We start from the raw sequence: 26,244 nt of genomic DNA, 5'->3' as shown, positions 1-26,244 counted from the left end.
AAAGGACAAGTCCTTCCGACTTTAAAGATTCTTCCTACATCTATCCGCTTTTTGCCTTGGTAGCGTGCGTGCCAATTTTCGCGAGCACGAACCAGGGACGGTTTGAACATCGCACTTCTTTTCTTCCTTGCTTAAGGATAAGCGTATGTTCCGGTCGACCCATGCGGCGCAGTTAGTGCTGCAGACCCCTGCTATTTGTCACGACTTCGGCTATCTGGCCGGCCAGCCGTTGAGCGATCACCCGGACATCGTCGAGCTGCTGACGGTGTCGACCCAACAATCACTGTTGAGCCGCGTGCAACGTGCAGCGGAGCTGGCACATGCGCGCTCGACCGAACGACCGGGAGACGTGCCGTGACAGTCCAACCACCGCTCCGAGGTGCTGCCAACATCGCCGCCATGGCCAAGAGCGCCCAGGACATCCGTTCGCCCATGGGCCTGTGTCCCCTGATGAGCCAGAAAGTGCAGTTGCTGCCGCTGCGTTATGGACTGGTCGAACACCTTGATCCCTCATCCGAACTGACCCTGCCGCTCAAGCTGAACAGCCAGCCGCTGGGCATACGCCTGCTGCGCGACGGTTACCTGTACATCATCGACAGCGGCACCGGCTACCTGCACGAATACCGCGTCGAACAGGGGCAGATCAGCAAGCTGCTGTGGCAGGGCCCGGAGGTGGCGGGCGATACGCGCACCACGTCGGTGGGTGAACCGCACTTGGTCTTCGCCCGTCGGCACACCTTGTTTGCCAGCTATTCGGAAATCCAGTGGACGGCCTACAAGTGTTCGCAAGTGCTCAAGGACGCCACCGAGCGCGAGCGCTTGATGCAACGCATCGAGCTGGCCAAAGCCTGCCCGGACCGGGGCGGCGCCGATTTGCTGAGCCTGCGCCAGGCGATAACCTGGCTGGCCGAGGTCGCTGAAGCGGGCGCGCCAGCCCAGGGCCGCGAGCCGTTGCCCGAAGGCGCCCACCCGCAAGAGCGCCAGCCCTATGGCTGGGAAGACAGGCCGCTGTTCAAGGCCACGGCGATCGAAGCACTCACCAGCCAGGTGCTGGGGGATCATCAGAACGACTACCTATTCCTGGTGTTGCGCGACGACTTTGGGGTGATGCGCGACCTGGCCAGCGCCCAGCTGCAAGTCGCGGACTGGATCGAGCAATGGAGCGCCGACGACGACGCCCAGCGCAAGTACCTCACCGGTGCCTACATCCAGTCCTTGTACGAGGTGACACCGGCGCGCCTCGAGGCGCTGGCTACCCGCGATGCCGATGTCAACGCCCTGATAGAAGACACCGACCCTGCGCAGCAGGCCGCCCTTGAAGAGTATCTGCGCATCCGGCGTGACCATGACGGGCCGCCGATCCATGGCGACGAGGCCCATTGGCGCAAGGCGGCGGCCAGCGATCCTTATGCGCGCGCCGCCGTCAACCTGCAGGACGCCCTGGGCGTGGCGCTGTGGCAAAAGCATCGAGACACCATTGCCAGGCTCCACGGGCAAACCTGGGAAACGTTGCACGGCGAGGCTATCGGCCAGCGCGGCATTGATCATCTGGTCAATCGGGCCGGGATGGAAGCATTTGTCCGCCAGCAGCAAACGCTGCTGGCCCATTGGCACAAGCGCCTGCAGGTGATTCGCGAAGACCGCTTGAACATGATCGTCGCCGGCCATTTCCACCGTGCCGCCTGGTATTACGACTTCCGCAGCGATGCCCAGATCCGCCATCGCCTGGAGACCGAATTCGTCTGCGTGGCCGCCCTGTGCGGTGACCGCGAAGCCACCGAAAAACTGGCCGCCTACCTGCAAAGCAACCTGCTCACCGTGGTGCCGGGGCTGGACACCCTGACCCGGGCCGATCAGCTCGACCTGAGCAAGAAACTCATGGACCTGAGCAATTTCTCGATCACCCTCGCCACGGCACCGGAAAGCCTTGCCAGCGTGAATGTGCTGAGCAACCAGTTCAGAAGCCTGATGAATGAGCGGTTGCCGAACTTTGAGGACCTGAATACGCGGTTCAGGGGGCTGCAGAGTTTGTTGGACGGGGCGTATAACCCGGCGAGGCAACTCAGTATCGCGGACGAGTTAGACACGGCCTACAACGCATTCAAGCAACGACAACATATCGACCCCAACAACTTCATCCGCGACCTGGGCGTGCCGGCACGTCTGCAACTGTTACGCGAGTTTTCCCGCAGCGGCTTGACCCTGCGGGCGGCGTCGGCGGCGGAAATCCAGGCGTTCAACCAGGCCCGCGATGCCGCGCTCGACCTGCGCCGCCAGCTCAAGGACACCTACAAACAGCGCCATCGCGAGTTGTCGCGGCAAATCTATGGCCTGACCGAGCCCGGCGGTGAGCAGAGGCTCAACCAGCGGATCATTAGTCTCAAGACCGCGCTGGTGCCGCTGGAAGACCACCTCAGCCGGGCCCTGACCGTTGGCGCGGGTGGCCCCTGGCAAATCGGCACCGTGATCGATGGCATGGCCCCGGCGCTGCGTGACGAAATGGTGCGCACCGTGCGTGATTTCCGCGCCACGGGGACGTTTGGCCAGCCACTGATGAGTGCGTTGAAGTCCGGGGGGGACGGGATTGCGTTGTTGCTGTTTGTTTATCAGGGGCAGAAGTTTGTGGAGGTGTTGAGTGCGCTTGGTAAGGATAGTTATCGCTCGTTATCAGGCCTGGGAGCTCTTGTTGAGGCATTTATTGTAATGTCAGCTGCTGGCTTTGCCGCTGTACAGGGCCTGTCGGTAACACTCCTTCAGGCATATATCGTGCAAATGGACAGCGCCGCCGGCAAACTCAACACCATGAGCCGTTTAGGACGCTGGAGCGGTATCGCAGGAGTTGGAGCATTTGGGTTTGGCGGTCTTGCTGCCTTAACCGATCTCGGCAAGCACTCCCGGCAATGGGCTAAAGCGCTGGCCCAAGGCAATCACCAGGCCTTGGCGGCCACGACCCTGCAAATCGCCGGCGACGGCATCCTCGTGGCCACCAACACCTGGGGCGCCAAACACACGACGTCGATCATCAGCCAGGTACTCAAAAACCCGCCGAGCTGCGGGCCCTGGCCTGGGCCGAAGCCAGCCCGCGGCTGTTGAGCATCGCTGCCAGGGCCAACCTGGTGGGGTTGATCGGCACGGCCCTGCAACTGGTGGGCGAAGGCCTGTACAACTACTTCAACCTGGACGCACTGCAGAAATGGCTGCAAGCCAGCGCCTGGGGCAAGGCCAACCTGCAACGCAGCCTGGCCGAGGACTGGAGCGCGTTGGCCCGGGTGGTGCAACAACCCACCTGCGAGCTGGTCCGTGAGGGTGAACGCACCTATGTGCAACTGCGACTGCCCGGCGTGCGCACCCGGGAAATGGACAGCCGTCAGCTGCATTTGCAGGCCTATCGTCAAACCGGCGATCTGCATCGACCCCGGCCCTACAGTCGGCAGTTACCGCCGACCCGCTGGCAGGAATGCAGCGCGGCGTGGGCGGCGGTTGCCGTGGTCGCCAGCCAGGAAGAGGAGGCCCTGACCCTTCACCTGCCCATCGGCACAGGCATCCAGGCATGGGATTTTGCCCTGGCGATCAACATCGGTTACCAACTGGAGCCCGGGCGCGACTTGCTTCACCGCACCTGTTTTGTCCTGAGCGACCTGCGCATCGCCACGGTGCGGGGGGTACGTTTGCCGACCCAGGGCCGATTCAGGCTCGAGGCCGTGGACAGCTTGCCCCGCGGCACGGGCGATGCCCCTTACTGGTGGTTCACCCGTGACGAAATGGCGACGGTCGATGTTTAGCCAACTGTTCAAACGCCAAGACAAGCCTGATACCGCCGAGCCGGCGCCGGACATTCGCAGCCAGCGGCCCAGCGCCGGGCAGCTGCGGGTTCGGGGATTGAACGAAACCCTGTTTCTGGCGCCATTGCCGGTGTACACCGGGCAGGCGCCAGTCTCTCGGCGTAACTTTTCGGCGATGAATGAGACCTATCTGGAGTTGGGGGGGAACAACTACGGGATGGTCGAGCAGGGAAAAAGATTAGCGTTTGGAATCTGGATTCCTTTGTTTGTAGCTTTCATAGCTCCAAGCCTACTCATCCTGTACGGGGTGCTCTTTTATCCAGAAAACTTTAAGGATCCATGGCGAGATTTATTCCTATTTATGGAGGCAGGCAGCAAAATTAGCGTCGCATCGATTCTCCCTATTGGTGCCGTTATCTACGGCATGCTCTCCAACGTCCGCACCCTGGCCAAAAGCTACCCGGTGCGCTTCAACCGCCAGCGTCGCGAAGTCTGCTACATCGACGACACCACCCATCGCGTGCTGATCGTGCCCTGGGAAAGCGTGGTGGCCTGGGTCGCTCGCAGCCAGGGCATCACCCGCTACGGCGCGATGCGCGATTACACCTTCGGCATGGGCCTGGAAGACGAAGCGCACGACACCGTGCAATTCATCCTGTCGGCCCAGCCCAGCGATGCCCATGCCCTGGGCATGTGGACGGCCATTCGCAACTACATGGAAGAAGGGGAGTTGGTCGATACGCCCAACCCCATGCTCGTTGCGCTGGGCATCACCCTGAGCGAAGACGAGCTCAAACCTTATGAAGGGTTGCACACCTTTGAAATCGAGCGGCTTGACGCCCGGGCACTGGGTCGGTTGGACGACGGTGGAGGTCACCTGACGGCCGAAGAGCGAAAGCGGTGGGGATACTCCAAGCGTTCCCCCTGGCCCCTGCGCTGGTGGTACGTGCGCCGCGTCCTGACCTTCTGGAAAATGCCCTACCTGATCGCCGAGTGGGCCCACCGCAAGGGCCGGCCGGCCCTGCCGCAAAGCGTGCAAGCCTGGTCCCGCCCACTGCCCCCCGAGCAATGGGCCCAACCCAGTCCGGCGCTGCAAAAAGCCAACGCACTGGTGAAAACCGCCATGGACAAAAAGGGCGTGAACTTCATCGATGCCTGCAAAGCGGCGGGGCTGCATTGAAGACGCCACTGCAAACGAGAAAGGGGAATGACGGGTGGTTCGCCCGCGACGAAATGGCGACGGTCGATGTTTAGCCAACTGTTCAAACGCCAAGACAAGCCTGAAACCACCGAGCCGGCGCCAGACATCCGCAGCCAGCGGCCCAGTGCCGGGGAGCTGCGGGTTCGGGGCTTGAATGAAACCCTGTTTCTGGCGCCATTGCCGGTGTACACCGGGCAGGCGCCAGTCTCTCGGCGTAACTTTTCGGCGATGAATGAGACCTATCTGGAGTTGGGGGGGAGTAACCGGGGTACTGTCGAGCAGGGGAAGATCCTTGCGTTTGGCATCTGGCTTGTTTTGTTTACTGCCTTTGTTTTTCCGAGTCTCGTAATTATTCATGGAGTGCTTTTTTATCCAGAAAACTTCACGAACCCGCTCCAGGATCTACTCATGTTTTTGAAGGTTTCGACGCTGGTTTCTCTGGGGGCGATTTTCCCCATCGGCGGCTTCATCTACGGCATGCTCTCCAACGTCCGCACCCTGGCCAAAAGCTACCCGGTGCGCTTCAACCGCCAGCGTCGCGAAGTGTGCTACATCGACGACACCACCCATCGCGTGCTGATCGTGCCCTGGGAAAGCGTGGTGGCCTGGGTCGCTCGCAGCCAGGGCATCACCCGCTACGGCGCGATGCGCGATTACACCTTCGGCATGGGCCTGGAGGACGAAGCGCACGACACTGTGCAATTCATCCTGTCGGCCCAGCCCAGCGATGCCCATGCCCTGGGCATGTGGACGGCCATTCGCAACTACATGGAAGAAGGGGAGTTGGTCGATACGCCCAACCCCATGCTCGTTGCGCTGGGCATCACCCTGAGCGAAGACGAGCTCAAACCTTATGAAGGGTTGCACACCTTTGAAATCGAGCGGCTTGACGCCCGGTTCATGGGTGATCTCGATGACGGCATGGATGACGCCTACCGCAAGCGTTATGGGTACCCCCAACCGACGAGATGGCCCCTGCGCTGGTGGTACGTGCGCCGCGTCCTGACCTTCTGGAAAATGCCCTACCTGATCGCCGAGTGGGCCCACCGCAAGGGCCGGCCGACCCTGCCGCAAAACGTGCAAGCCTGGTCCCGACCACTGCCCCCCGAGCAATGGGCCCAACCCAGCCCGGCCCTGCAAAAAGCCAACGCACTGGTGAAAACCGCATGGACAAAAGGGGCGCGAACTTCATTGATGCCTGTAAAGCGGCGGGGTTGCATTGAGCGCGCCGCTCCCGCTCTAAACGAGCAAGGCCCCTTACTGTTGGTTCGCCCGAGACGAAATGGCGACTGCTGAAATTTAAGGCGAACAGCACACTGCTTGTGGGCGTGATGAGGTGGCGCACCTGTGCGGCAGCGCATTGATTACATTGGGTATCAACTGTAATTCGCGATCACGCCATTATCAGCAATGCCCATCGGAAATAGAGTCAGCCTGACGATTTCGTCTACTGCGTAGTCAAGGTGCCTTCCATGATTCAGAGCATGATCAAAACAGCGGGTCTGGCCGCACTCCTTGTCGCAAGCGCGGCAATCCCGCTCGCCCAGGCTCAACCCTTGCCACTCGATAAAGTCGGCGCCTTGCATAACGAAGACGTGGAATGGCGCAGCTTTCCGGCCTTCCCGAAAGAAGTAAAACTCGCGGTTATCGCCGGCGACCCGAGTAAGCCAGCACCTTACGTAGTGCGAGTCAAAGTGCCCAGCGGCACCAAACTTATGCCCCATACTCATCCGGAAGATCGTATCTATACCGTCATGTCCGGTGTGTTCTACATCGGCTTCGGTACTGTTTTCGATCCAGACAAACTGGTGGCTTATGGTCCGGGCAGCGTAGTGATACTCCCGGCCAATACACCGCACTTTCACTGGGCGAAATCAGGCGAGTACATCTCGCAAGTCTACGGAACGGGGCCGCTGGGGCTTGAATACATTGATAGCCATGACGATCCGCGCAACGCGTCGAAGTGACAAAACCGTGCCCAAGTCGATACCCCCTGTAGGAGCGAGCCCGCTCGCGAAAAACCCGAGGGCGCCGCAGGTAACCGGTTGCCAACGAAGCCGGAGCCATCGAGCAGCCCGCGTTTTCACACTGCCTGGTGCACCACCGAGATAAGCCCGGTGCGCCGGACTGGATATCCGACACTACAGGATTAGGTATTGGGCAATTGCGCCGACCAGTGTTTCATCTCTTCGGCAATGAAATGGTTGACCAAGTCGCTATACAACTTTTCGATCGCATCCGGGCTCAGGCCTTCGGCCTCTGCCCATTCACGACGTGTCGCGAGCATGGCATCGAATCGCTCCCGGGCACGCACCGAAGCCGCAGAGGTCTTGAATTTCGAAGCCGCAAGCACGTACTGGAAACGCTTGCCCAACAGCTTGATGACGGCCCGGTCGAGGGCATCGATCTCGCGTCTGATGTCCTCCATTCGGGCGCATTCTGAGGGTTGCAATTGATTGGAAACGTCCATGTGAGTCACTCCCTTTGCTGAAATAAATTGTGAATCGGCTGATGTGCTATTCAGGATCTGCCTTTCCCGAGAGTCTCAAGCAGGTTACCTATCGATAAGTTCTCTTGCAGTGTCTGCCAATTGGCTACCCACCCGCGTTTTTAGCGTTTCTATGAAGCGGGTTATCTTCGCATCGACAAACTGGCGGGAAGTGTAAACGGCATAAACATTGCGCTCATAGGTATGGTACTCAGGCAAAACTCGCACGAGTTTCCCCGAGCGCAGATCGTCGATGGCCGAGAATCCAGCCAACAAGCCAATCCCCGCTCCGGATCGAACGGCGACGGCCATTGCATCCATATCATTTACGCTAAAGCTCGGCCCGGTGGGTACGAAACTGGCGATGCCGGATTTGCTTTTCAGCTGCCATTCATCCCGAGCGTAATCAACGGTGCCCAGCAACAGGCACTGATGATCGTTGAGGTCTTCAGGCTTCGCCGGCGGTGCATGTTGAGCCAGGTAGGCAGGGGACGCGACCAGCACGCAATGACTGACCCCAATTTTTTGACTGACGTACGCTGAATCGGGCAGCGTTCTGGCTATCAGAATTGAAACGTCCAGTTGGTCTTCCAGCAGGTTCGGCATCCGTTGGGATAGCAGCAAATCTACCGTGACCTCGGGAAACTCCTTGCGGAACTCAAGGATGGCGCAGGTCACCAGATGACGCGCAAGGCCAGGCACGCTATGAACACGGAGCGTGCCCTTGGGTTCCAGGATCGAATTACTCGCTTCGGCTTCAGCGTTTTCAAGGTCGGCCAGGATCGCCGTACAGCGTTCGTAAAATCGTCGACCTGCGTCAGTCACGGAAAGACGACGAGTCGACCTTTGCAGCAGGCGGGCATCGAGCATTGTTTCGAGCGCAGAAACGGCACGGGACACATTGCCGACTGTCGAGTCCAGATGGTTGGCCACTGCAGTGAAAGTGCCCATCTCAACGACTTTCACGAACACAGACATGTTTGAAAGTTTGTCCATCCCTACCGTCCTTTTCTACCGGTTTACTGCTTGAGTTGCAGAGAAAATCCTCTGGGACTGTTCAGTACTTGTGAGCCCAACGCCACCACACACTGACACCGCATGATGGCCGTTGAATGTCGAGGACACAACTCAACGGCGGCGGGTGATATTCCCTCTGCACACAACAATGATTCCCTCGTGGCCATCTAAATCAAACCTGTCGTCCTCCATAGACTGGGCTGCACGGGCCGCCTGAACCGGCTCTGTCGTAAACCACCGAAGCGAGGACTCACGCAGCGCGCTTCGGCCCGATTCCTGACAATCAAGTGAAGGCCATATCTATGAACACGCCATACGATGCGCTCTATCTTTTCATTGGTGGTGAGTGGATCAGCGCAGAAGGGCGCGACACCGCAGCCGTCATAAACCCAGCCACGGAAACTGAAATCGGACGTGTGCCGCTGGCCACTTCAGCCGACCTTGACCACGCCCTTGAGGTCGCCCGGCTCAGCTTCCAGACGTGGCGCCAGACGGTGCCGGACCAGCGCGCAAAAATTCTCAAACGTGCCGCTGATCTCATCCTCGAGCGAGCGCCGCACATCGCCTCCCAGATGACGCTGGAAGAAGGCAAACCCCTTGGCGAAAGCATGGACGAGGTCACGCGTGCAGCAGAGTATTTTGAATGGTTCGCCGAAAGCGCCCGTCGTATCGATGGCCGCGTCGTGCCGGCCAACCGCCCAGGCGTGTTGCAACTGGTGAAGCGCCAGCCAATCGGCCCGGTCGCAGCCTTCACGCCCTGGAATTTTCCAGCCATTACTCCTGCTCGCAAGTTATCAGCGGCTTTGGCGGCAGGTTGCAGCGTCATTCTCAAACCCGGTGAAGAGAGCCCTTCCACGGCGCTGGCCCTTGCTCGCGCCCTTGATGATGCGGGCTTGCCCAAAGGCGTTCTGCAAGTCGTTTTTGGCGTGCCGGATCAAGTCTCCAGTCACTTGATTGCTTCGCCGATCATTCGCAAGGTGACCTTTACCGGTTCCGTACCGATTGGGCGACTGCTGTCGACCAGGGCAGCGGCAGGCGTCAAGCCAATCACTTTGGAGCTGGGTGGCCACGGCCCTGTGCTGGTGTTTGAAGACGCCGACATTGAAAAGGCGGCAGTAGAAGGCGTGGCGAATCGGTTCCGGGGTACCGGGCAAGTCTGTATCTCGTCAACACGCTTCCTGATCCAGCGTGGTGCTTATCAGGCGTTCACCGATCACTTCGTCGCGGCGACCAATGCCTTGAGAATCGGCAACGGCCTGGATCCCGATACTCAGGTCGGGCCACTCGCCAACCCAAGGCAATTGTCAAAGATGGAAGAACTGGTGGCTGACGCCGTCGAGAAAGGCGCGCGGGTACTTGCTGGCGGCGAATGCCTGCCAGGACAAGGCTATTTCTTCCAGCCCACCGTCTTGGCTGATGTGCCCATGAATGCTCGGGTCATGCATGAAGAACCCTTCGGCCCTATCGCGATTTTGATGCCCTTCGATACGTTGGCCGACGGACTGGAAGAGGCCAACCGTCTGCCCTACGGATTGTCCGCCTATGCCTTTACCGCTAACGCTCGAACCGCCATTGACGTCGCAGACGGCCTCGAGGCCGGAATGATCGGAATCAATCAATACCGAATTGTTGCTACTGAACTTCCCTTCGGCGGCATGAAGGAGAGCGGTCATGGCTCAGAGGGCGGCATTGAAGGCATCGAACACTATCTGACCAACAAATTAATCAGCCAGATTTAAGGACGCCCGAAATGTCGAACATCAATTTCAGCAGCCCCCGTGAAGCGGCCAGAGCGTTCACCCCAAAGCTGTCGCAGTTCGTCGACGCTACGCTCTATCCGCAAATATGGAGCGATCCGGCACTGTCTCCACGTGACCGCAGCCTGATAACGGTGGCTGCGTTGATTGCCGGTGGTCACGCCGAAGAGCTGCCTGCGCACCTGCGGCGCGCGGTCAGCAATGGGGTCACCCATGACGAAATATCCGCAGCGATCACCCACCTGGCGTTCTATGCAGGTTTCCCAGCCGCCATCACCGCGTCCGCCATTGCCAATGCCACATTCACTCAACCGCAGGCGAAACAACCATGAAAGCCATTACCATTGAAGAGTTTGGCAGCCCCGACGTGCTGAAGTTGAAGGACGTTCCCGACCCCGTAGTACGCCCTGCCGACCTGCTGGTGCGCGTCTATGCAGCCGGTGTCAATCGCGCGGATCTGACACATCGCACCGGTGGCTACGGGCATCCCGATTTCGGAGATTCACCCATCATTGGGCTTGAGATCGCTGGCGAGGTCATTGAAAAAGGCAGTGCCGTCGTAGGTTTCGAAGTGGGGGATCGGGTGATGGGCGTGGTGGGTGGCGGGGCGTATGCCGAGCTGGCGCGCATTGACTACCGCATGGCCATGTCAATCCCGACTCAACTGGATTACGTGCACGCGGCGGCGATTCCCGAGGTGTTTGTCACCGCTCATGAGGCGATGATGCACCTGGCACGACTCCAGTCAGGTGACTCGGTCTTGATTCATGCCGCCGCCGGTGGCGTTGGCTCAGCTGCGGTACAGCTCGCTTACGCCACAGGTGCGACGGTTTATGCGACAACCGATGGCAGCAAGTTATCGCGCGTCGAGCATTTGGGCGCCGATGTTGCCATCGACTACAAGAACAGTGATTTCGCCGAAATCATCGCCAGCAAAACCGACGGTCGAGGTGTTGATGTCATCATCGATTTCATCGGCGAACCTTACTTCGCTCGCAACCTGGCTTCACTCGCTAACGGCGGGCGATTGATCCAGGTTGGCATCCTCGGCGGTGGCGGGAAGATCTCCCTGGAGCTGGAGCATATTCTCTACCGCCACCTGCAAATCATCGGCACGATCATGAAGTCCCGCACCCAGCCGGAAAAGCACGACATGATCAAGCGATTCCGCGAGCATTGGCTTGAACGGTTCGAAGGGGGAGGCAGCCTGGAGCCGGTAGTCGACAGTACCTTCCCCCTCTCACGTGCCGCAGATGCCCATCGCAGGATGGAGTCGTCCGAAAACGTCGGAAAGATCATTCTCACGATGCAGCCTGTGGACTTGCTCTAAGACTGGCCTTGTATTAGACGCGCCTGCCGAAGTTACCTTGCGTAATCCAGGCAGGCATCCATTTGTGCAAGGTTTCTATTGTCGGGGCTGGTTTTTCCTGCCGAATCAGACGCAGATCCGGTTCGCTGACGTCCCGCGCTTTCCGTTCTACTTGATACAAGCGGCCAATCGGGTGCAGCGGTTGTTCGGCCAATGGGCTTTTGTTTCTCACATACCTGGGCCTGGCGTGAGCCAAGGCCCCGAAAAATGAACATCTGTGTCGTCGCCTGTGTGCCGGGGTGAATCAAGCACTTGACCCCGGAGCACCCAAACGCCGGGGCAGGGGAGTACCCGAACGTTCACCCACGGCTGATACCCTGTATTCATTTTTGAAACTGGCCGGGAGCCTTGCATGAAAGTTGGCGTGATCTCCGATACCCACGGCTTGCTCCGCCCTGAAGCCGTCGCGGCGTTGCAGGGCTGTGAGCGGATCATCCACGCCGGTGACATCGGCAAACCGGACGTTCTCGAACAACTCGCGTCGATCGCGCCCCTGCATGTCGTGCGCGGCAACAATGACCAGACGGCCCCGTGGGCAGCACACATCGCCGACCACCTGTCTTTCGACCTCAATGGCTGGCGTACCTTGCTGGTCCACGACATGGCCGACGTCCCGGCAGCGCTGGAAGCCGGCACAAGGCTGGTGATCACCGGACATTCCCATCAGCCACGCATTGAATGGCGTGACGAACGACTATTCCTCAATCCAGGCAGCGCGGGGCCCCGGCGGTTCAAGTTGCCGGTGACATTGGTGTTGCTGGAGGTGGAGAAGGGGTCTATTGAGCCGCGATTGATTTCGTTGTTGGAATGAGGGGGCTGAAGGGTTGGCCGTTCCATGCCCTTGACGGAGGGGGCGGCCGGTACTGTTGAGTCGACAGCGGAACCCTCTGGAGGGTGTTCAATTCGTAAAGCGCTTTTTGCACCACAACGACACCAGAATGCCTGTGGCGATCGACACCATTGGAATGCTTGAAGCAACGCTCAGTGTTGGAAACACCAACAGTATTTGCGAGTCGTTACCGCCTAGCATCATCGAAGCCCCAATCCCCATCAAAATACCCGCCAACAAATGAACGCCAGCCTTTGATGGGGTAAAGGCCTCGAAACGGAAATTTTTCCGGTATACGGTAAAACTCAGCATGCCGGCCAACAACATGACAAACACTGCAATTCGCCGGGCGCTGATTGCCATATCGGCTTGCCAGAACATCCGCGAAACATCGTAAAAGAACACACTCGGTGTCCATAACGGCTCAAACGCATAGAGCGCACTCGTCAACGCACCCAGCAGCATGCTGGAGAAAACCAGGTGTTTATTACCCTGTATGGCGACCAGAAAAATCAGCACCAGCGCCACAACACCGATCAATAGCCAGTAATGGCGGTTGGAAATTTCCGGCATCAGAAGGGTCTTCTGTTCGGGCATCATGCGCATGTAATACCAGAGCACGATGCCCAGGACCCAGCCGATCACGGTGAACAGCTTATTGACATTGCCACAGGCAAACCGGGTCAGCGTACCTACGCTGCAACCGTTGTTCAGCATCGATGCCACCCCGAACAACAAGCCTCCCGAAACCAGTAAAGGATAGGAAATACCCGGCGAGTACAGCGGCAGGCTGACCTCGGAGAAACGATAGAGCGGGGCCAGCAGCAACCCGAACAATCCACACGATGTCAGTGCCACAAACAATGTCGGACGCCCCGCCAGCAATTGTTCGCTCGCTTTGACAAGGCACATGCCCATGCGCTGCGAAACCCAGCCAATCAGAAACGCTAATACCAACGCCATCAATAAAGAGAAAACCATGTTCGTGCGCCACCGCTGATTTGGATGGACCGGGCCTTACCAGGCATTAGCGTAGCTCTCGATCTGGCTACCTGTGTATCGGACACGGCCCTGAGCTGACGGTCGCTTTGTATTGGCCACTGATTTCGTAGAGGTTGAAGGAATGCGCTTGGCCGATTGCTGCCTTTCTCGAAGGGCTATAGTCGACCTACTGCGGACATTGGGTCAGCCCCTTAACTGAATTTCGTTTGACGGTTTTCTTGGTCGTGATGATTTTATGCTTTGTCCAGATTGAGTTTCTTGATGCTTACTTAACTATGTAAGCAGGGTTCCAGGTTTGTTTCAGTTGTTTTATTTGTATGGTGTTGAGAGTTTCGACTTGATGTAGTTCATGTCTAGAGCAGTATGTGAAATTTGCAGGTTATTTAACGGATTTAAGAGCTGAAGTTTTTAAGCAGCTGTGCTGCGTCGCCTCTTGATAAAAAGTCAATGGTGTCATGTTGCACTATTGCGGATCTCGCTCTGTAAATTAACGTGGCATAGTCATTGCTGATTGGGTGCGCGTAACCGGTTGTCGTTAGCTGACGCGTTAATGCATTGCCAGAAATAACATCAATGTATCGTGTTGAAGCCATCGGTTATGTGCATCGTTTGGTGCGCATGCTGCACTGTGAAAGGGCTATGCTTGATGCGATAAGGCATTTGCAAAATCGGAGATCCTCATGAATGAAGTCTTTCGTGATCACACGCGTGTGGCGGCAGCAATAGCGGCCGTTGTCGACGCTGTGGGGCGCCAGGACTTTTATGCCATCGTGCTGGAGACGCTGGGACAATATATTGACTGTGAGCGTTGGCTGGCTATCAAGTACAGCAGATTTTCTGCCCCCGAGTTCATTGTCAACACCTCCTTGAGCCACGAGGCGGTTGAGCAATACATGAGTCACCTCTACAGGATCGACCCTTTGCTTCGGCTAGTGACAGAAGAGCGTGTGCCCTCTGTTGTAACGTTTTCACTCATGCAAAGTGAGGATGATTCCAACGTTTATTACGATGAAATATTCAAGTCGGGGCAGATTCTGGACGAGCTGACACTGATGCTGCCTGTCATCGGAGGCGGCTATCTGGGTTTCTGTTTCGACCGCGAGTACACCCTGTTCAATGAGGATGAAATCGCCTTGTTCACCGCCCTTTACCCCATCATCGTCGCTGCGCATGCCGCGCACATGCGAACGGAGTTTCTGGAGGGGCTCGGCGCCCTGTTCGGGAATGGAAAGGTCGGCGTTCTCACGTTGGGAAGTGATAACAGGATCCTCTATCAAAACCCCGCATGGCACGCCATGACCGGTCATGCCTTCGGAAACGAAACGCTGGAATTCATATTGAGTCAGCCTGAACTGATTGCGGTTCATGTTGAGGGCTTGATTGCCCACTGGGAATATTCCAGAAATGTATCCGCTTCGGCGACGAACGTCAGAGCAGTATTTCTCGAACAAAAAAGCGAAGGGTATATACAAACGGATGTAAAAGAGTTTTTCGAACAATTCTATGATGCTTATCACCTCAGTCCGCGCGAGCGACAACTGGTCGAAAAAACCTTACGCGGGTATTCGATGCCCGTGATCGCGGAAAAACTGGACCTTAGTCTGGGAACGGTCAGGAATTATAAACAGCGGTTGTACGCCAAACTCGACATCACCAGCGAACGGGAAATATTTTCTTTATTCATGATGCACATGTTCGGGCAGTCATAACGGCAGCTAGTGCAGATTAGCACTATTGGTGCAGTCGGTGACGGGGGATAACATCGCCCTCAAGGCTCGGCACGCAGCCCCGCAACAACGGTCATTCAGCGGCCGGCCTACAACGATAACAATATGAACTTGAAGACTCGCGGATTACGCGAGCGGCGGGAGTATGCCCATGAACAGCACACCGGTTGGCAGGGACTATTGTCAGGAAAAAGGTCATCACTTACAGCGTGAACTGAACTTTTCCTCCACATTTTCCCTGGCCTTTGCCTTCATATCGCCCATTGTGGCGCTTTACTCCATCTTCGGAATCGGCATTTTAACGGTCGGCCCTGCCTTCTGGTGGGGTTTGGTGGTGGCCATGGCAGGGCAGCTGCTAGTGGCGTTGGTCTTCGCCATGCTGGTATCGAGATTTCCATATGAGGGCAGTATTTATCAGTGGTCCAAGTACCTGCTCGGCAGTCGCTTTGGCTGGTTTGCAGGCTGGACTTACATCTGCACGCTGCCGATCACCATTGCAACGGTAGCCCTTGGCGGCGCGGGATTCGTGGCGCAGCTTTTCGGCATCGATGCGACGGACAAGATGATCAGTGTGCCGATTGCGCTGTTTCTCATTGCATTCGCCACGTGGGGTAATACTCAAGGCCGAAAGATTTTCTCGACCATCGTCTGGCTGTGCATTGCAGCCGAAGTGATCGGTTCGGTCGGCATCGGCGTGCTGTTGCTGGTGGAGTTCAAAGTCAACGCGCTGTCCATCCTGATTCCCGACGCTCAGGTGTTTGCCTGGCCGGAACCAGGTATCTCCGGCTTTTTCTCGTCGAAAGTAGCGCTCGCCATTGCTTACTGCGGTTGGGCATTCGTGGGTTTTGAAAGCGCCGGTGCCGTCGCTGAGGAAGTCAAGGATCCTGAACGAGCGGTGCCCAAGGCGATGCTCTTTTGCCTGCTGTCGGTTGGCGCGGTGGTGGCATTTTCGGCGTTTTCGCTGATCCTGGCGTTGCCCACCCTGGAATTCCCCGCGGGAAGCGACCCTGTCACGGTGACGCTGATCACTCATCTGGGGCAGATCGCTTACAAGGGCATGCTGGTGCTGTTCATCATTGGATTTCTGGCGTGCATGCTGGGCATTCAGGCTTCGGTTTCCCGGGTAATTTGGGCGTTCGCTCGGGACAGAACCATTCCCTGCTCGGATTTCCTTCGACAGTTGAGTGGGGACGACAAATTGCCCACCCGCGCTTTTCTCTTGACCGGCGGGTTATCGGCACTGTTGTTCATGTTGTCTTTCACCAATATTTATCCGCTGTTACTGGCGTTCAGTATTGCCGGGTTTTATCTCGCCTTTGCATTCCCGCTGGTGGGTGCTTGTATCAGCGTATTGAAAGGCGACTGGCGAGAAGGGCCGTTTTCGCTGGGGGTCTTGAGTATTCCCGCCATCTTCGCGGCCACCGGTTGGACCCTGTTTGAAGCGGTCAATATTTCATGGCCTCGTTATCCGGAACTTGCCTGGTACGAAAACTGGGCGGTGCCGATCATGATTGTTTTCCTGGCGATGGCGGGTTGGGTTATTTATTCGAAATGGGCCTCGCCTTCTTATGCGCACTCTATGTTACGCGCCGTCGCGGATAACGAATAAATCTGGCGAGCCGGTGATGCAAATACATGAAACCGTGAACAGCGAAAGATACCTGACACTTCGTGCACGACTGGACAATGGATTACGGAAACGACTGACACACTCAAGTCCTTCACTGGAGAAACTGTATAACGCCATGGCTTACGGCGTATTTGAGCCGGGTAAATGTTTGCGGCCAATACTCGCATACAGTGCGTGTGAAGCCATGGGAGGGCCGCTTGACGCTGCGGACGGTGTCGCTTGTGCGGTGGAGTTGATGCACGCCTATTCCTTGATACACGACGACCTTCCTGCACTGGACGACGCGCTTGTTCGTCGAGGGAAGCCGGCGTTGCATGTGGCCTACGGCGAAAGCACGGCCTTGATTGCAGGGGATGCCTTGCAGGCACTGGCGTTCGAATCGCTGGCGCAACCATCGACGGTCAGTGTCGGGATTCGGCTGCAAATGGTGGCGGTCATGGCCAGGGCGGCCGGCCCCGCCGGTCTTGCAGGTGGCCAGTTTCTCGACATGACGCTGGCCGGTGCCCGACCGACCCCGGAACAAATCGCTGAAATGCAGCGTTTGAAAACCGGCGCTTTGATCGAGGCCAGTGTGGTGATGGGCGCGATGGCGAGTGGCGCAAACGTGGAGACGAGCCATTTCGTGGCCCTGAGAAAATACGCCGAACAAATCGGCCGGGCCTTTCAGGTGCGCGACGACATTCTGGATGTCGTCGCCGATCCGGTGGCCTTGGGGAAAGCGGTTCACGTGGACCAGCCTGCCGATAAGTCCACCGCCGTTTCTTCATTGGGACTGGAGGGGGCGCGGCAGTATGCCTGGCAACTTCTGCAGGGGGCGTTAACGGCATTGGAGGCATTTGGCCCGGAAGCTGATGCACTTCGACAACTTGCACATGTTGTCGTGGAACGCGACCTCTAGTGATACGAACTTTCGTTCCTTCTTTCATTTAATAACGATAGCAATAGTGCAGATTTGCAGTATTTGAGTTCTCCCGTCATGGGTTGAATATGACGGCTATGGCGCTCGAACGCTGAACAGTATTTGACGCGCTTATTTATAAAAACAACGACTGAGGTAATCGTAATGACGATCGAAAGAATGAATTACCCCGACGGTTATTTTCCAGTGGATGAATATCAGGGTCGCTGGAAAAAAGTGGAAGATGAAATGCGCCGGCAGGGTTATGAACTGGCCATTGTCTGGGGCAAGACAGCTGGCCATTATGAGCGGGCCATGGAAACACTTTGGTTGACCAACTTCTGGTCGGAACACTCTGGCCAGGAACCGGATTCCCCAATCTGGAACGCGCGAGGTTTCTGCTGCGTGATACTGGAACTCGGAAAGGAACCGGAGCTGCATGCCGACGTGGCGACAGTGCGTCGTCGTATGGTGCGTTGTGGCGATTATTTCTTCAGTGACGACCCGATCAGCAGCGTCGCCAAGGCACTGAACGCGCGCAAGCCACGTCGCAGCGTCGTGTTCGTCGGGTCCGACAATCTGCCGATGAAATACGCCAGGCAGCTCGCGGAGCAGACGCCCGGCATCGAGTTCGAGTATGACGATAACCTGATCCGCCGTTGCCGCCGGATCAAGAGCCCGCGAGAGCTGGACATGTTCCGCGAAGCGGGGCAGATGGTCTCCAGCGCCTTGTACCGCGTGTGCGACAGCCTTTACGCGGGCAAGACTGCGGCCGAGGCGGCGGCAGAGGGCGCTTATGAGCTGACACGCCGTGGGGGAGGCTGGCTGCGGATTCCGGTGAACTTCGGCAACGACGAGGACAGTCAGTTCTTCGAACGTGATCCCATGTACGGGTATTCCATGGGCGCGCCGAGCAAAGGCGATATGGTCCGGACCTGGATCTATGGGCCCACCCATCAGGGGTACTGGCTCGACCCCGGACGCTCGTTGGTCTGCGGCGGCAAGCCCACCCCGGAGCAGCGCTCGCTGCTGGTCGACTCTTACGCCATCACCGAGGCGGTGATGAACTCCGTGAAGCACGGAGCCCGCGTGCTCGACGTGGTGGGCGAGGCCGAGCGTGTGCAGGCACGGGTGGCCGAAGAAGAGGACCTGGCCGCCAAGCAATGGCCGTACTTTGGTCACGGCAATGGCTCCATGTGGGAACACCCGATCATCAACCGGGATTCGGTCACCGCAGACGATATTTTCGAAGAGGGGATGGTCGCCTCCGGGGAATCCTTCATGACGCGAAAAGGTGTCGGCAGCGTGGGGTGGGAGCAGAACTTCATCGTCACCCGGACCGGAATCGAGTTGCTGACAACGACCCCGGTTTTCTGGTTCTGATCGCTAGTCGCACTGTTTGACGTTTCAGGGTGCCGCTCCCATCGACCCAGGTGCGGTGCCCTTTTTTTTGGAGGCCCCCATGAACATTTTGCTGGCGCAACTGCCCATCGCGGACGCATACGTCGAGATCAATCTGAGCAACATGCTGTCGATAATCCGCAATGCCCCGCTCGATACGGATTTGATCGTGTTTCCGGAGACGACGCTCTCAGGTTTTCCGACCAGGGACGAGATTGATAGCACTGGACTGACCACCCGTAGCAAGCCCATCCGACTGATTCAGGAGGCGGCACGCAAAAGCAATACCGCCATCGCTTTCGGTTTTTGCGAAGTGGCTGACGGGCGGGCGTATAACACCGCGATGTTGATCGATGGGTCGGGGCGTATTGCCCTCAAATACCGCAAGACTCACCTCTGGCCCGATACGGACTGGGGCGTTTTCGATGCCGGCTCGCAGTACGCGGTGTGTGAAATCGCCTCGTTACGCGTGGGCATGCTCATCTGCTACGACATCGAGTTTCCGGAGACCGCCCGCTCGCTGGCCCTGTTGGACGCCGACCTCATCCTCGTACTGGACGGCAACATGGACCCCTACGGCCCCGTACACCGTCGCGCCGTGATCACCCGCGCCATGGAAAACCAATGCTTCGTCGTTATGGTGAACCGGATTGGTGAAGGCAAGGGCCTGTCATTTCCTGGCGAGAGTGTCGCCGTCGATCCGTTCGGAAACGTGCTGGTCGAGGCCACCGACGGACATCCTGTCCGTGTCACGCTGGACCGCGGGCGGATTGAAGAGAGCCGCAACAGTTATCGCTATCTGCGCGACCGACGTCCCGTTCCACTGGGCGTCGAACGGGCCTCCAGTGAAGACGGCGTCGCCAACACGGTCAGCGTCATTCCTGGGTGATCATGCAAATCGGGTCCGGCGACTGCTGAGGTGCGGAGCAGGAATCTCATGTTTTCACGGGGCAGCAGCCAGACGAGTGAGGGCATCCAGCATCAGTTGCGCGACATCGATCACGTCGCGACGGCGGCCAACCCGATTAGCGCAAGCGCACGACTTGGCGTGCAATGCGTAGAACGCTATCGCGATCGAAGCGGCAGGGGCGGGTGAGGGGCGTCTTGAGGAATATGTTGATATCCGCTCCGGGCCGATTGTTGCCTGTCGCGACCGGCAAGAAACGGCCAATTGCTGCTTGTCAGAAGCGGCGAGAAAACGCACGCGAATAGGAGAAGCTCATGAGCGAGCAAGCTATCACCTACTTCAACCAGGCGCAGATCTAGTAATTGTTTTTGAGTCGCATCGAGGTGGTTAGACCCACTTGGGCATTTTCTTTGCGAAGATCATCCAGGGACAGCGCAGGATCAGAAGAAGCAGCTGCAGAACTCGCACATCCACGCCCGCTCAGGCAGATGCTGTGAATTACGAGGTTAGTCTTTTTCAACTGTTCGACTGACTGCCCGTTGGCGTTATTGGCCGCATCTGTTGCCGAGGTCAGGTTCATGGCCACGCCGTTGCCGAGCACGCCTGGCGATGTACACGTGTTCATAGCTACGCATGCGGCTACTGACAATGCCACGGACGCGCCTGTTGCCAAGACGGAGCCTGTACCGGTGTGGGCCTCTTTGTACTCAGAAGCTGGGCCAGCATAGATCTCACGAATCGAATAGGTGAGATCGGAGTCTCCGTGCACGACATTGTATTTTGCATTCTTCAGTGATTCGTTGACGAAATCGGCCATCTCGGTGTGGGAGTCAGTCGATATGGCCTTGACTGTACCTTTCCAACTTTCCTGCATCCGACCATTAATTAAGGACGACTGAATCCGGACTGGGCCATTATCGACGAGCACGGGCTTTTCGGCGCAGCCAACCAAAGTGGCGAAAATGAGCGATAGAGGAATGGGGGAGGAAAGTATCTTGAGCATGTTTGGAGTCTTTATGGGATGACATGAAACCAGGATACTGGCTTTCGAGTATTCAAATAGAGGCATTTTGACTTTATATAGCCATCATTATCAAGTCATGACGACAGGAGTCCTCAGCCCAAACCGGTCAGTCGTGACAGGCAGAAAACGCCCGAGGCTGTGAAAAAACGCGGGTACAGTCTTGAAGACTGCGTTGCTACGTAAAATCTGTCGGCACTTGGTAGATCAACAGACCAAAAATTTGCGTACAAACGCGATTTTCGTTCCGATCTTGACAGTCAAACCTGCTTTTAGGCCCTATTTTGTGTCCGGGGCTGAGCGACCAATTGCGAGCGGGGCGTCAAGATGGCCAAGGCAACCGCAACGATGAAGAGCGCCGGCACATCACCTGCCAAGTGCCCCATTTGCCCTGGCTGGGTGACCGCCTGGACGGCCATGATTCCTCCGTGTACGGCGCTAGACCACACGGTGAACCAGATGAGGCTCAGATTGGCTAATGGATCACGTGCGGCCAGGATCAAGAACACGCCAAGTGTGGCGTAGATGCCAACGATCATCATCGGGTAGTCCGAGTGACCGACGTGCCAGGCCCAGCCGGACGGCCAGAGCAACATAAGTGGGTAGAGAGCAAGGCTCGCGAGGCCAGCCAAAACCAGAACGACGCGCAAATACCTGAGGCGATCGACTACGGTCATGGTGGACTCTCCTTGGGTCTGGCTTGGTGATAACGCCTTCACAGGTTTGGTGGATTGTCGTCTATCCCTCACCAGACCGGGGATTGTGACAGTCGGGTGACCGCTGAAGGGGTTTATACACCTTGGACGCAAAGCCCAGCTCAGTCAGTACCGGCAATAGACCAAGCATAGCTACTCATTTGCGATCGCTCCGTCCACCGGCTGCTTCTCGCTGTTTTCTACCTGTCGCAACCGGCAGAAGTCTTCCAAGAGCAGTCTTTTAACTGCCAAGGTCGAACCCGCCTATAACCGGAACAACGGTTGATGCCTGAAACGGTGAACTGTTCGTTCAGAACCATTCGTTTTGTTTTTTGTTTGCGCTTACTGCTTCTTGAATAACAGTAAGAGCAGCGCTGCTGTGGCAAGCAGCGCACCGGTGAGGAAAGTGCTGGATGACCCCATGTTTTGCCAAAGCCAGCCTGCAAGAACACTGGCGATCAGCACGCATAAACCACTGACAAGGTTGAAAATGCCGAAGGCCGTACCTTTGAGTTCCGTGGGCGCTTTATCGGCTACCAGCGAGGCAAGAATGCCTTGGCTAAATCCCATATGAAGCCCCCACAAGGCTGTGCCCAACATCAACGCAATGACAGAACCGGACTGAGCAAGCAGCAAGTCCGCCAGGACGAGCAGTCCCATCCCCATACAAAGCAACTTGGTGCAACTGATGCGATCAGAAAGCCAGCCGACAGGATAGGCGGACATCGAATAGAAAAGGGCCATAACCACCATCACCAGTGGAGTCCAGGTGATCGACAGGCCTATCTGTTGCGCCCGTAAGACCAGAAATGCCTCACTGAAACGGGCAAGCGTAAACACCCCTCCAACGATGACAACCCACCAATACCCAGAAGAGAAGTCATACAGGACTTTCCAATGAATTGGAGATCGAAATTCGCGTTCGCGGAGGAGGTGTGTGGGATCTTTTACGCCTGTGACAATGAGCGCTACCGCCACCACTGCCGGAATAACTGCAAACCAGAGGACAAGCTGTATATCTGCGAGCCATAACATGAGCACGATGGCCAGAACAGGTCCAAGAACAGCCCCTGCGGTATCCATCGACTGCCGCAGTCCAAAGCAGGCACCACGGATTTCTGGTGGCGACACATCTGCGATCAGAGCATCTCGTGGTGCCCCACGAATGCCTTTGCCAATTCGATCCAGAAAGCGTGCGGTAAAGACCACTTCAACGGAGTGAGCCAGTGGAAAAAGTGGTTTGGTCAGAGCAGCTAAACCATATCCTAGCAACAGCAATCCTTTGCGCCGTCCCATAAAATCGCTGATAGCACCAGAGAATATCTTGACGAGCATGGCGGTCGACTCGGCAATACCCTCGATGACGCCGACGGCCAATGCACTCGCCCCCAATGTCGTGACCAAAAACACAGGCAGTAAACTGTGTACCAGCTCGGATGATAGATCCATGAAGAGGCTGACAAAGCCTAGCGCCCAAATCGCGCGCGGAATACGAAGATGCTCAGCGTTGGTGTTTGAACTTCCGCTATTCATATTTTCATCCTGTACTCATCGCTATCAAGGAGAGACTGAGAAACGGTTTAGTCGTGCTCGCAGGCGAACCCGGTTCACGCCAGAGCGGCAAAAAATCAATGAAGCTGCCGTTGCCTCTGTAGCTCCCTCATCAACCAGGTGCGTGCCGATTCTGCGCCTTCTGGACATCGCACCTCATAGGCGCGACCACTCATACTGCTTCCAGTGGCAGCCAGATCGATGAAGTCTTCTGCGCTGTTCACCATGTTCTTGCCTTCGAGATAATTCAGCTTCTTCTCCAGATGCGCCCGAGCCCGGGGGCCTGGGAATTCGTCCCCGTTACGCACAAACTGACATTCACTATGCTCGACGAAGTCCAGCAAGCCTTTTATCTCTTGAGTGGCTTGAGGTGTGGCTTGAGCCTGCACATTGGTTAAGTTTGTGAAAAGGCTGAAACCAGCGACTATCATCCATTGGCTGATGAGCCTGCCCGCCACTCCTGTCCACATACGCATGATTCATCCTCGTGCTGAAAGTGGAATGAACGCAAAGCCCAAAAATACGATGAACGTCAGTAATGTCAGTTCCAGCCCGAACCCGGTCCAGAATGAATCGTCCATGCTACGCAGTCCTGATGATAGTCCTTGGCTTGTACGGCCTGTAATCGTCTAACGGAATCGAAAGGCCCACGGCTAACATTACCTTGGGTGGGGCAGTGACCTTACGCACGCGTCGGATGCTGGACGCTTTGAAAGGCGCGCCGAAGAGTTCACCGCTGACGTGGCACCTGCTTCATAACGGTTGTGCGACTGATCGGGAAGACATGCACATTGATCGCGTCCTCACCGACATTAAACAGGCTGCCAGCGAATGATGACGTCCCTGGTCTCATCGATCATCGAGTTTCTCACGGTGAATCCGCATGTTGCCTATCTTGCGGTCTTTCTTCTGGCACTTTCCGAGTCAATCCCGATTATCGGCGCTGTCGTTCCCGGTACAGCGGTAATTCTCGCACTCAGTGCCTTGGTGCCAAGTGGTGTTTTATTGCTCTGGCCGTTGCTGATCGCCGCCACGTTGGGTGCCATCGCAAGTGATGGTTTTTCGTTCTGGCTCGGGCATCGATACCACCGGGAAATTCTTGGTTTCTGGCCTTTGAACCGTCACCCTGAACTGGTTCAGAGCAGCGAGGCCTTCTTTGAGCGTCACGGCACCATGAGTGTGTTTTTCGCGCGCTTCGTACCGGGTGTCCGCGCCGTCATCCCTCTCCTCGCCGGCATGTTGGGGATGACGGCCAGTCGGTTCTATGCCGTCAATATTGTTTCCGCTCTCGTTTGGGCTTCGTCGCATATCTTGTCCGGTGTGCTCGTAGGCGCAACATTTAGCGTCCTCGGAGCAGCTGCCAAGCCGCTCGCGATTCTGCTGATCGTTTTGCTCACGGCGGGCTGGGCACTCCTGCATATCGTGCGCTGGGGGTTGCACCGCGGCGTTCCTTACTTCATCGATTCACTGGGGCGGCTGCGGTACTGGGCCGCCACCCACAACACCTGGTTGAGCCGCAGGCTCACCCGTTTACTCGATCCTTCTCGGCCCGAAGCACGGACTCTTGCATTGTCAGCCCTGCTTCTGGCGGGGGCAGCCTGGCTCTTCTTTGGCGTCCTTGAAGATGTCGTCACCGGTGACCCATTGCTGCTGGCCGACAGCGCGATTTACCACATGCTCCAGGACCTTCGTACTGCACCAGGCGACGCCGTGATGATCGCCATTACAGAGCTCGGCGACACAACGGTCGTGATGGCGGTCACAATGGTTGTCTTACTGTGGCTCTTGTGGAAACGCGCCTGGCGTACAGCGGCCTATTGGCTGGTAGCAATTACCGGCGCTTCAGTGCTCAACACGGTCATCAAAGTCGCGTTGCATCGAGCTCGCCCCGGCGAGCTTCTCTATTCTGGCTGGAGCGCATTTTCCTTCCCCAGCGGCCATAGCACAGTCAATGTCGTGCTCTACGGTTTCCTTGCTTTTCTCATCGCGCGTGAGATCCGCCCGGCATGGCGCCTGGTGGTCATTCTCGGCGCAGCAACCCTGATATTTCTGATTGCCTTCTCGCGCCTCTACCTCGGTGCGCATTGGTTTTCAGACGTGCTTGGGGGGATGGCATTCGGGTCGGCGTGGCTGGCACTGCTCGGCCTGTCCTACCTGAAACGCCAAGCCAGACGCATTGATTCTATAGGTCTACTCGCCGCCGGATGCTTGGCACTGACTCTCGCCGGAGGACTCAATATCTATCGTAGCCATGCGACAGACCGTGATCGCTACGCCGTCAAGACAGGAACTCCGTCCATGACCGCCACGGACTGGTGGGCGTCGGGCTGGGAACAACTGCCGGCGCGGCGTATCGATCTGACCGGCGAGACGAATGAGCCGCTGACGTTCCAGTGGGCCGGTAGCCTGAAGGTGTTGCAGGATGTCCTGCAGCGTAACGGGTGGCGGGACTCAGTGGCCTGGACACCGTTGAGTGCCCTGAACTGGCTCTCCATCCAGACCGACTCGGCAGCTCTTCCCGTCATTCCACTTTTCGCCAGTGGTCGTCTCCCCAGTCTGACGCTCATTCGAGCGAATAGTGGTGGCGCGCTTACCAGCTCGCGCCTCGTACTTCGAGTATGGGCCGTCGATTTCGAGCTCACGAACGAGCATTCTTCAGCGCTGTGGATGGGTTCAGTTGTGGAGGAGCGCCTCTATCATCCGCTATCCCTCGTCACGTTGGCTTCGACACAGCCCGATGTGAATGCACCACGGGGCACTCTGGCTGCCGCTTTTAACAACGAACGGCTCCTGCCACGAGCCGAAGGAACGGCAAACGGGGATTGGGATGGCAATGTCCTGTTAGCCCGACAGGGCAAGGCACAGAAAACAATGTCCGACTGATCGCGACAGGCAACAATCGACCCAAAAGCGGGCAATCACTCTCACTGCCGAGCCGGGTGACTCATCCCGCTTTAAAACTTGAATTT

The 26,244-nt window shown here is 57.3% G+C and carries 24 protein-coding genes; 16 read left to right on the top strand and 8 right to left on the bottom strand.

Going from position 1 to position 26,244, the window contains the following annotated elements:
- The first annotated feature begins 145 nt into the window (after positions 1 to 145).
- The 6 genes from ACGJAX_RS25220 to ACGJAX_RS25195 all read left to right on the top strand — a co-directional run bounded on the left by ACGJAX_RS25220 (position 146) and on the right by ACGJAX_RS25195 (position 6,950).
- Positions 146 to 358 (top strand): hypothetical protein, encoded by a 213-nt coding sequence (locus tag ACGJAX_RS25220; RefSeq protein WP_390956574.1) that lies wholly within the window; start codon positions 146 to 148, stop codon positions 356 to 358.
- Positions 355 to 3,093: a toxin VasX gene (locus tag ACGJAX_RS25215; RefSeq protein WP_390956573.1), complete on the top strand. Its 2,739-nt coding sequence runs from the start codon at positions 355 to 357 to the stop codon at positions 3,091 to 3,093. The genes ACGJAX_RS25220 and ACGJAX_RS25215 overlap by 4 nt, the downstream gene beginning before the upstream one ends.
- Positions 3,090 to 3,782: a hypothetical protein gene (locus ACGJAX_RS25210; RefSeq protein WP_390956572.1), complete on the top strand. Its 693-nt coding sequence runs from the start codon at positions 3,090 to 3,092 to the stop codon at positions 3,780 to 3,782. The genes ACGJAX_RS25215 and ACGJAX_RS25210 overlap by 4 nt, the downstream gene beginning before the upstream one ends.
- Positions 3,783 to 4,206: 424 nt before the next feature.
- Complete coding sequence (locus ACGJAX_RS25205; protein ID WP_390956571.1) at positions 4,207 to 4,962, top strand: hypothetical protein; 756 nt, start codon at positions 4,207 to 4,209, stop codon at positions 4,960 to 4,962.
- A gap of 429 nt (positions 4,963 to 5,391) precedes the next feature.
- Positions 5,392 to 6,279, top strand: coding sequence for a hypothetical protein (locus tag ACGJAX_RS25200; protein WP_390956570.1), 888 nt, complete (start codon positions 5,392 to 5,394; stop codon positions 6,277 to 6,279).
- 176 nt (positions 6,280 to 6,455) lie between these two features.
- Positions 6,456 to 6,950 carry a cupin domain-containing protein gene (locus ACGJAX_RS25195; protein WP_390956569.1) on the top strand — a complete coding sequence of 165 codons (495 nt, stop codon included), beginning with the start codon at positions 6,456 to 6,458 and terminating at the stop codon, positions 6,948 to 6,950.
- Between the two features lie 182 nt (positions 6,951 to 7,132).
- On the opposite strand, the gene ACGJAX_RS25190 is transcribed toward ACGJAX_RS25195, so the two are convergent.
- Both ACGJAX_RS25190 and ACGJAX_RS25185 read right to left on the bottom strand, forming a co-directional pair.
- The gene (locus ACGJAX_RS25190) at positions 7,133 to 7,453 is read right to left on the bottom strand and encodes an isochorismate lyase (RefSeq protein ID WP_390956568.1); all 321 of its coding nucleotides are present in this window, start codon (positions 7,451 to 7,453) and stop codon (positions 7,133 to 7,135) included.
- A gap of 84 nt (positions 7,454 to 7,537) precedes the next feature.
- Positions 7,538 to 8,467, bottom strand: coding sequence for a LysR substrate-binding domain-containing protein (locus ACGJAX_RS25185; RefSeq protein WP_390956567.1), 930 nt, complete (start codon positions 8,465 to 8,467; stop codon positions 7,538 to 7,540).
- Positions 8,468 to 8,790: 323 nt separating this feature from the next.
- Here ACGJAX_RS25185 and ACGJAX_RS25180 point away from each other — a divergent pair, with 323 nt between their 5' ends.
- Genes ACGJAX_RS25180 through ACGJAX_RS25170 form a run of 3 tightly spaced genes read left to right on the top strand, consistent with a single transcriptional unit; the run spans position 8,791 to position 11,575 of the window.
- Positions 8,791 to 10,227 (top strand): aldehyde dehydrogenase family protein, encoded by a 1,437-nt coding sequence (locus tag ACGJAX_RS25180; protein WP_390956566.1) that lies wholly within the window; start codon positions 8,791 to 8,793, stop codon positions 10,225 to 10,227.
- 11 nt (positions 10,228 to 10,238) lie between these two features.
- A complete protein-coding gene (locus ACGJAX_RS25175; protein WP_390956565.1) occupies positions 10,239 to 10,577 on the top strand; it encodes a carboxymuconolactone decarboxylase family protein in 339 nt (112 codons plus the stop codon).
- The gene (locus tag ACGJAX_RS25170) at positions 10,574 to 11,575 is read left to right on the top strand and encodes a zinc-binding dehydrogenase (protein WP_390956564.1); all 1,002 of its coding nucleotides are present in this window, start codon (positions 10,574 to 10,576) and stop codon (positions 11,573 to 11,575) included. Before ACGJAX_RS25175 ends, ACGJAX_RS25170 begins: the two co-directional genes overlap by 4 nt.
- 13 nt (positions 11,576 to 11,588) lie before the next feature.
- On the opposite strand, the gene ACGJAX_RS25165 is transcribed toward ACGJAX_RS25170, so the two are convergent.
- A complete protein-coding gene (locus ACGJAX_RS25165) occupies positions 11,589 to 11,786 on the bottom strand; it encodes a transposase (RefSeq protein ID WP_390956563.1) in 198 nt (65 codons plus the stop codon).
- 180 nt (positions 11,787 to 11,966) lie between these two features.
- Between ACGJAX_RS25165 and ACGJAX_RS25160 the strand changes: the two genes are divergently transcribed.
- Positions 11,967 to 12,425 (top strand): YfcE family phosphodiesterase, encoded by a 459-nt coding sequence (locus ACGJAX_RS25160; RefSeq protein WP_390956562.1) that lies wholly within the window; start codon positions 11,967 to 11,969, stop codon positions 12,423 to 12,425.
- A gap of 87 nt (positions 12,426 to 12,512) precedes the next feature.
- Here the strand turns inward: ACGJAX_RS25160 and ACGJAX_RS25155 are convergent, their stop codons facing one another.
- The gene (locus ACGJAX_RS25155; RefSeq protein WP_390956561.1) at positions 12,513 to 13,424 is read right to left on the bottom strand and encodes a YeeE/YedE thiosulfate transporter family protein; all 912 of its coding nucleotides are present in this window, start codon (positions 13,422 to 13,424) and stop codon (positions 12,513 to 12,515) included.
- 701 nt (positions 13,425 to 14,125) lie between these two features.
- Between ACGJAX_RS25155 and ACGJAX_RS25150 the strand changes: the two genes are divergently transcribed.
- The 5 genes from ACGJAX_RS25150 (at position 14,126) to ACGJAX_RS25130 (ending at position 19,990) form a co-directional block, all read left to right on the top strand.
- Positions 14,126 to 15,154 carry a LuxR C-terminal-related transcriptional regulator gene (locus ACGJAX_RS25150; RefSeq protein ID WP_390956560.1) on the top strand — a complete coding sequence of 343 codons (1,029 nt, stop codon included), beginning with the start codon at positions 14,126 to 14,128 and terminating at the stop codon, positions 15,152 to 15,154.
- A 169-nt stretch (positions 15,155 to 15,323) separates the two neighbouring features.
- Positions 15,324 to 16,781, top strand: a complete 1,458-nt coding sequence (locus ACGJAX_RS25145; RefSeq protein ID WP_390956559.1) for an amino acid permease — start codon at positions 15,324 to 15,326, stop codon at positions 16,779 to 16,781.
- A gap of 16 nt (positions 16,782 to 16,797) precedes the next feature.
- A complete protein-coding gene (locus tag ACGJAX_RS25140) occupies positions 16,798 to 17,700 on the top strand; it encodes a farnesyl diphosphate synthase (RefSeq protein ID WP_390956558.1) in 903 nt (300 codons plus the stop codon).
- A 165-nt stretch (positions 17,701 to 17,865) separates the two neighbouring features.
- Positions 17,866 to 19,083 (top strand): Xaa-Pro peptidase family protein, encoded by a 1,218-nt coding sequence (locus ACGJAX_RS25135; protein ID WP_090323389.1) that lies wholly within the window; start codon positions 17,866 to 17,868, stop codon positions 19,081 to 19,083.
- 79 nt (positions 19,084 to 19,162) lie between these two features.
- Complete coding sequence (locus ACGJAX_RS25130; protein ID WP_390956557.1) at positions 19,163 to 19,990, top strand: nitrilase-related carbon-nitrogen hydrolase; 828 nt, start codon at positions 19,163 to 19,165, stop codon at positions 19,988 to 19,990.
- 373 nt (positions 19,991 to 20,363) lie between these two features.
- Here the strand turns inward: ACGJAX_RS25130 and ACGJAX_RS25125 are convergent, their stop codons facing one another.
- The 4 genes from ACGJAX_RS25125 to ACGJAX_RS25110 form a co-directional block, all read right to left on the bottom strand.
- Positions 20,364 to 21,011 carry a hypothetical protein gene (locus ACGJAX_RS25125; RefSeq protein ID WP_390956556.1) on the bottom strand — a complete coding sequence of 216 codons (648 nt, stop codon included), beginning with the start codon at positions 21,009 to 21,011 and terminating at the stop codon, positions 20,364 to 20,366.
- Between the two features lie 290 nt (positions 21,012 to 21,301).
- Positions 21,302 to 21,706: a DUF6632 domain-containing protein gene (locus tag ACGJAX_RS25120; RefSeq protein ID WP_390956555.1), complete on the bottom strand. Its 405-nt coding sequence runs from the start codon at positions 21,704 to 21,706 to the stop codon at positions 21,302 to 21,304.
- 360 nt (positions 21,707 to 22,066) lie between these two features.
- The gene (locus ACGJAX_RS25115) at positions 22,067 to 23,257 is read right to left on the bottom strand and encodes an MFS transporter (protein WP_390956554.1); all 1,191 of its coding nucleotides are present in this window, start codon (positions 23,255 to 23,257) and stop codon (positions 22,067 to 22,069) included.
- 95 nt (positions 23,258 to 23,352) lie between these two features.
- Positions 23,353 to 23,751: a DUF5329 family protein gene (locus tag ACGJAX_RS25110; protein ID WP_390956553.1), complete on the bottom strand. Its 399-nt coding sequence runs from the start codon at positions 23,749 to 23,751 to the stop codon at positions 23,353 to 23,355.
- Positions 23,752 to 24,106: 355 nt separating this feature from the next.
- Between ACGJAX_RS25110 and ACGJAX_RS25105 the strand changes: the two genes are divergently transcribed.
- A complete protein-coding gene (locus ACGJAX_RS25105; protein WP_390956552.1) occupies positions 24,107 to 26,158 on the top strand; it encodes a phosphatase PAP2 family protein in 2,052 nt (683 codons plus the stop codon).
- Positions 26,159 to 26,244 lie beyond the last annotated feature (86 nt).

It is taken from the genome of Pseudomonas moorei, from assembly GCF_042846945.1.
In the GTDB taxonomy this organism is placed as follows: Bacteria; Pseudomonadota; Gammaproteobacteria; order Pseudomonadales; family Pseudomonadaceae; genus Aquipseudomonas; species Aquipseudomonas moorei.
This window is presented reverse-complemented; position numbering and strand designations above follow the sequence as displayed.

Excerpts from the sequence above, each read along its gene's own strand:
- ACGJAX_RS25120 (WP_390956555.1), bottom strand. The coding sequence starts at position 21,706 with ATGACCGTAGTCGATCGCCTCAGGTATTTGCGCGTCGTTCTGGTTTTG.
- ACGJAX_RS25145 (WP_390956559.1), top strand. The coding sequence starts at position 15,324 with ATGAACAGCACACCGGTTGGCAGGGACTATTGTCAGGAAAAAGGTCAT.
- ACGJAX_RS25170 (WP_390956564.1), top strand. The coding sequence starts at position 10,574 with ATGAAAGCCATTACCATTGAAGAGTTTGGCAGCCCCGACGTGCTGAAG.
- ACGJAX_RS25205 (WP_390956571.1), top strand. The coding sequence starts at position 4,207 with ATGCTCTCCAACGTCCGCACCCTGGCCAAAAGCTACCCGGTGCGCTTC.
- ACGJAX_RS25180 (WP_390956566.1), top strand. The coding sequence starts at position 8,791 with ATGAACACGCCATACGATGCGCTCTATCTTTTCATTGGTGGTGAGTGG.
- ACGJAX_RS25195 (WP_390956569.1), top strand. The coding sequence starts at position 6,456 with ATGATTCAGAGCATGATCAAAACAGCGGGTCTGGCCGCACTCCTTGTC.
- ACGJAX_RS25105 (WP_390956552.1), top strand. The coding sequence starts at position 24,107 with ATGATGACGTCCCTGGTCTCATCGATCATCGAGTTTCTCACGGTGAAT.
- ACGJAX_RS25220 (WP_390956574.1), top strand. The coding sequence starts at position 146 with ATGTTCCGGTCGACCCATGCGGCGCAGTTAGTGCTGCAGACCCCTGCT.
- ACGJAX_RS25155 (WP_390956561.1), bottom strand. The coding sequence starts at position 13,424 with ATGGTTTTCTCTTTATTGATGGCGTTGGTATTAGCGTTTCTGATTGGC.
- ACGJAX_RS25130 (WP_390956557.1), top strand. The coding sequence starts at position 19,163 with ATGAACATTTTGCTGGCGCAACTGCCCATCGCGGACGCATACGTCGAG.
- ACGJAX_RS25110 (WP_390956553.1), bottom strand. The coding sequence starts at position 23,751 with ATGCGTATGTGGACAGGAGTGGCGGGCAGGCTCATCAGCCAATGGATG.
- ACGJAX_RS25200 (WP_390956570.1), top strand. The coding sequence starts at position 5,392 with ATGTTTTTGAAGGTTTCGACGCTGGTTTCTCTGGGGGCGATTTTCCCC.
- ACGJAX_RS25150 (WP_390956560.1), top strand. The coding sequence starts at position 14,126 with ATGAATGAAGTCTTTCGTGATCACACGCGTGTGGCGGCAGCAATAGCG.
- ACGJAX_RS25160 (WP_390956562.1), top strand. The coding sequence starts at position 11,967 with ATGAAAGTTGGCGTGATCTCCGATACCCACGGCTTGCTCCGCCCTGAA.
- ACGJAX_RS25140 (WP_390956558.1), top strand. The coding sequence starts at position 16,798 with ATGCAAATACATGAAACCGTGAACAGCGAAAGATACCTGACACTTCGT.
- ACGJAX_RS25135 (WP_090323389.1), top strand. The coding sequence starts at position 17,866 with ATGACGATCGAAAGAATGAATTACCCCGACGGTTATTTTCCAGTGGAT.
- ACGJAX_RS25115 (WP_390956554.1), bottom strand. The coding sequence starts at position 23,257 with ATGAATAGCGGAAGTTCAAACACCAACGCTGAGCATCTTCGTATTCCG.
- ACGJAX_RS25125 (WP_390956556.1), bottom strand. The coding sequence starts at position 21,011 with ATGCTCAAGATACTTTCCTCCCCCATTCCTCTATCGCTCATTTTCGCC.
- ACGJAX_RS25175 (WP_390956565.1), top strand. The coding sequence starts at position 10,239 with ATGTCGAACATCAATTTCAGCAGCCCCCGTGAAGCGGCCAGAGCGTTC.
- ACGJAX_RS25190 (WP_390956568.1), bottom strand. The coding sequence starts at position 7,453 with ATGGACGTTTCCAATCAATTGCAACCCTCAGAATGCGCCCGAATGGAG.
- ACGJAX_RS25185 (WP_390956567.1), bottom strand. The coding sequence starts at position 8,467 with ATGGACAAACTTTCAAACATGTCTGTGTTCGTGAAAGTCGTTGAGATG.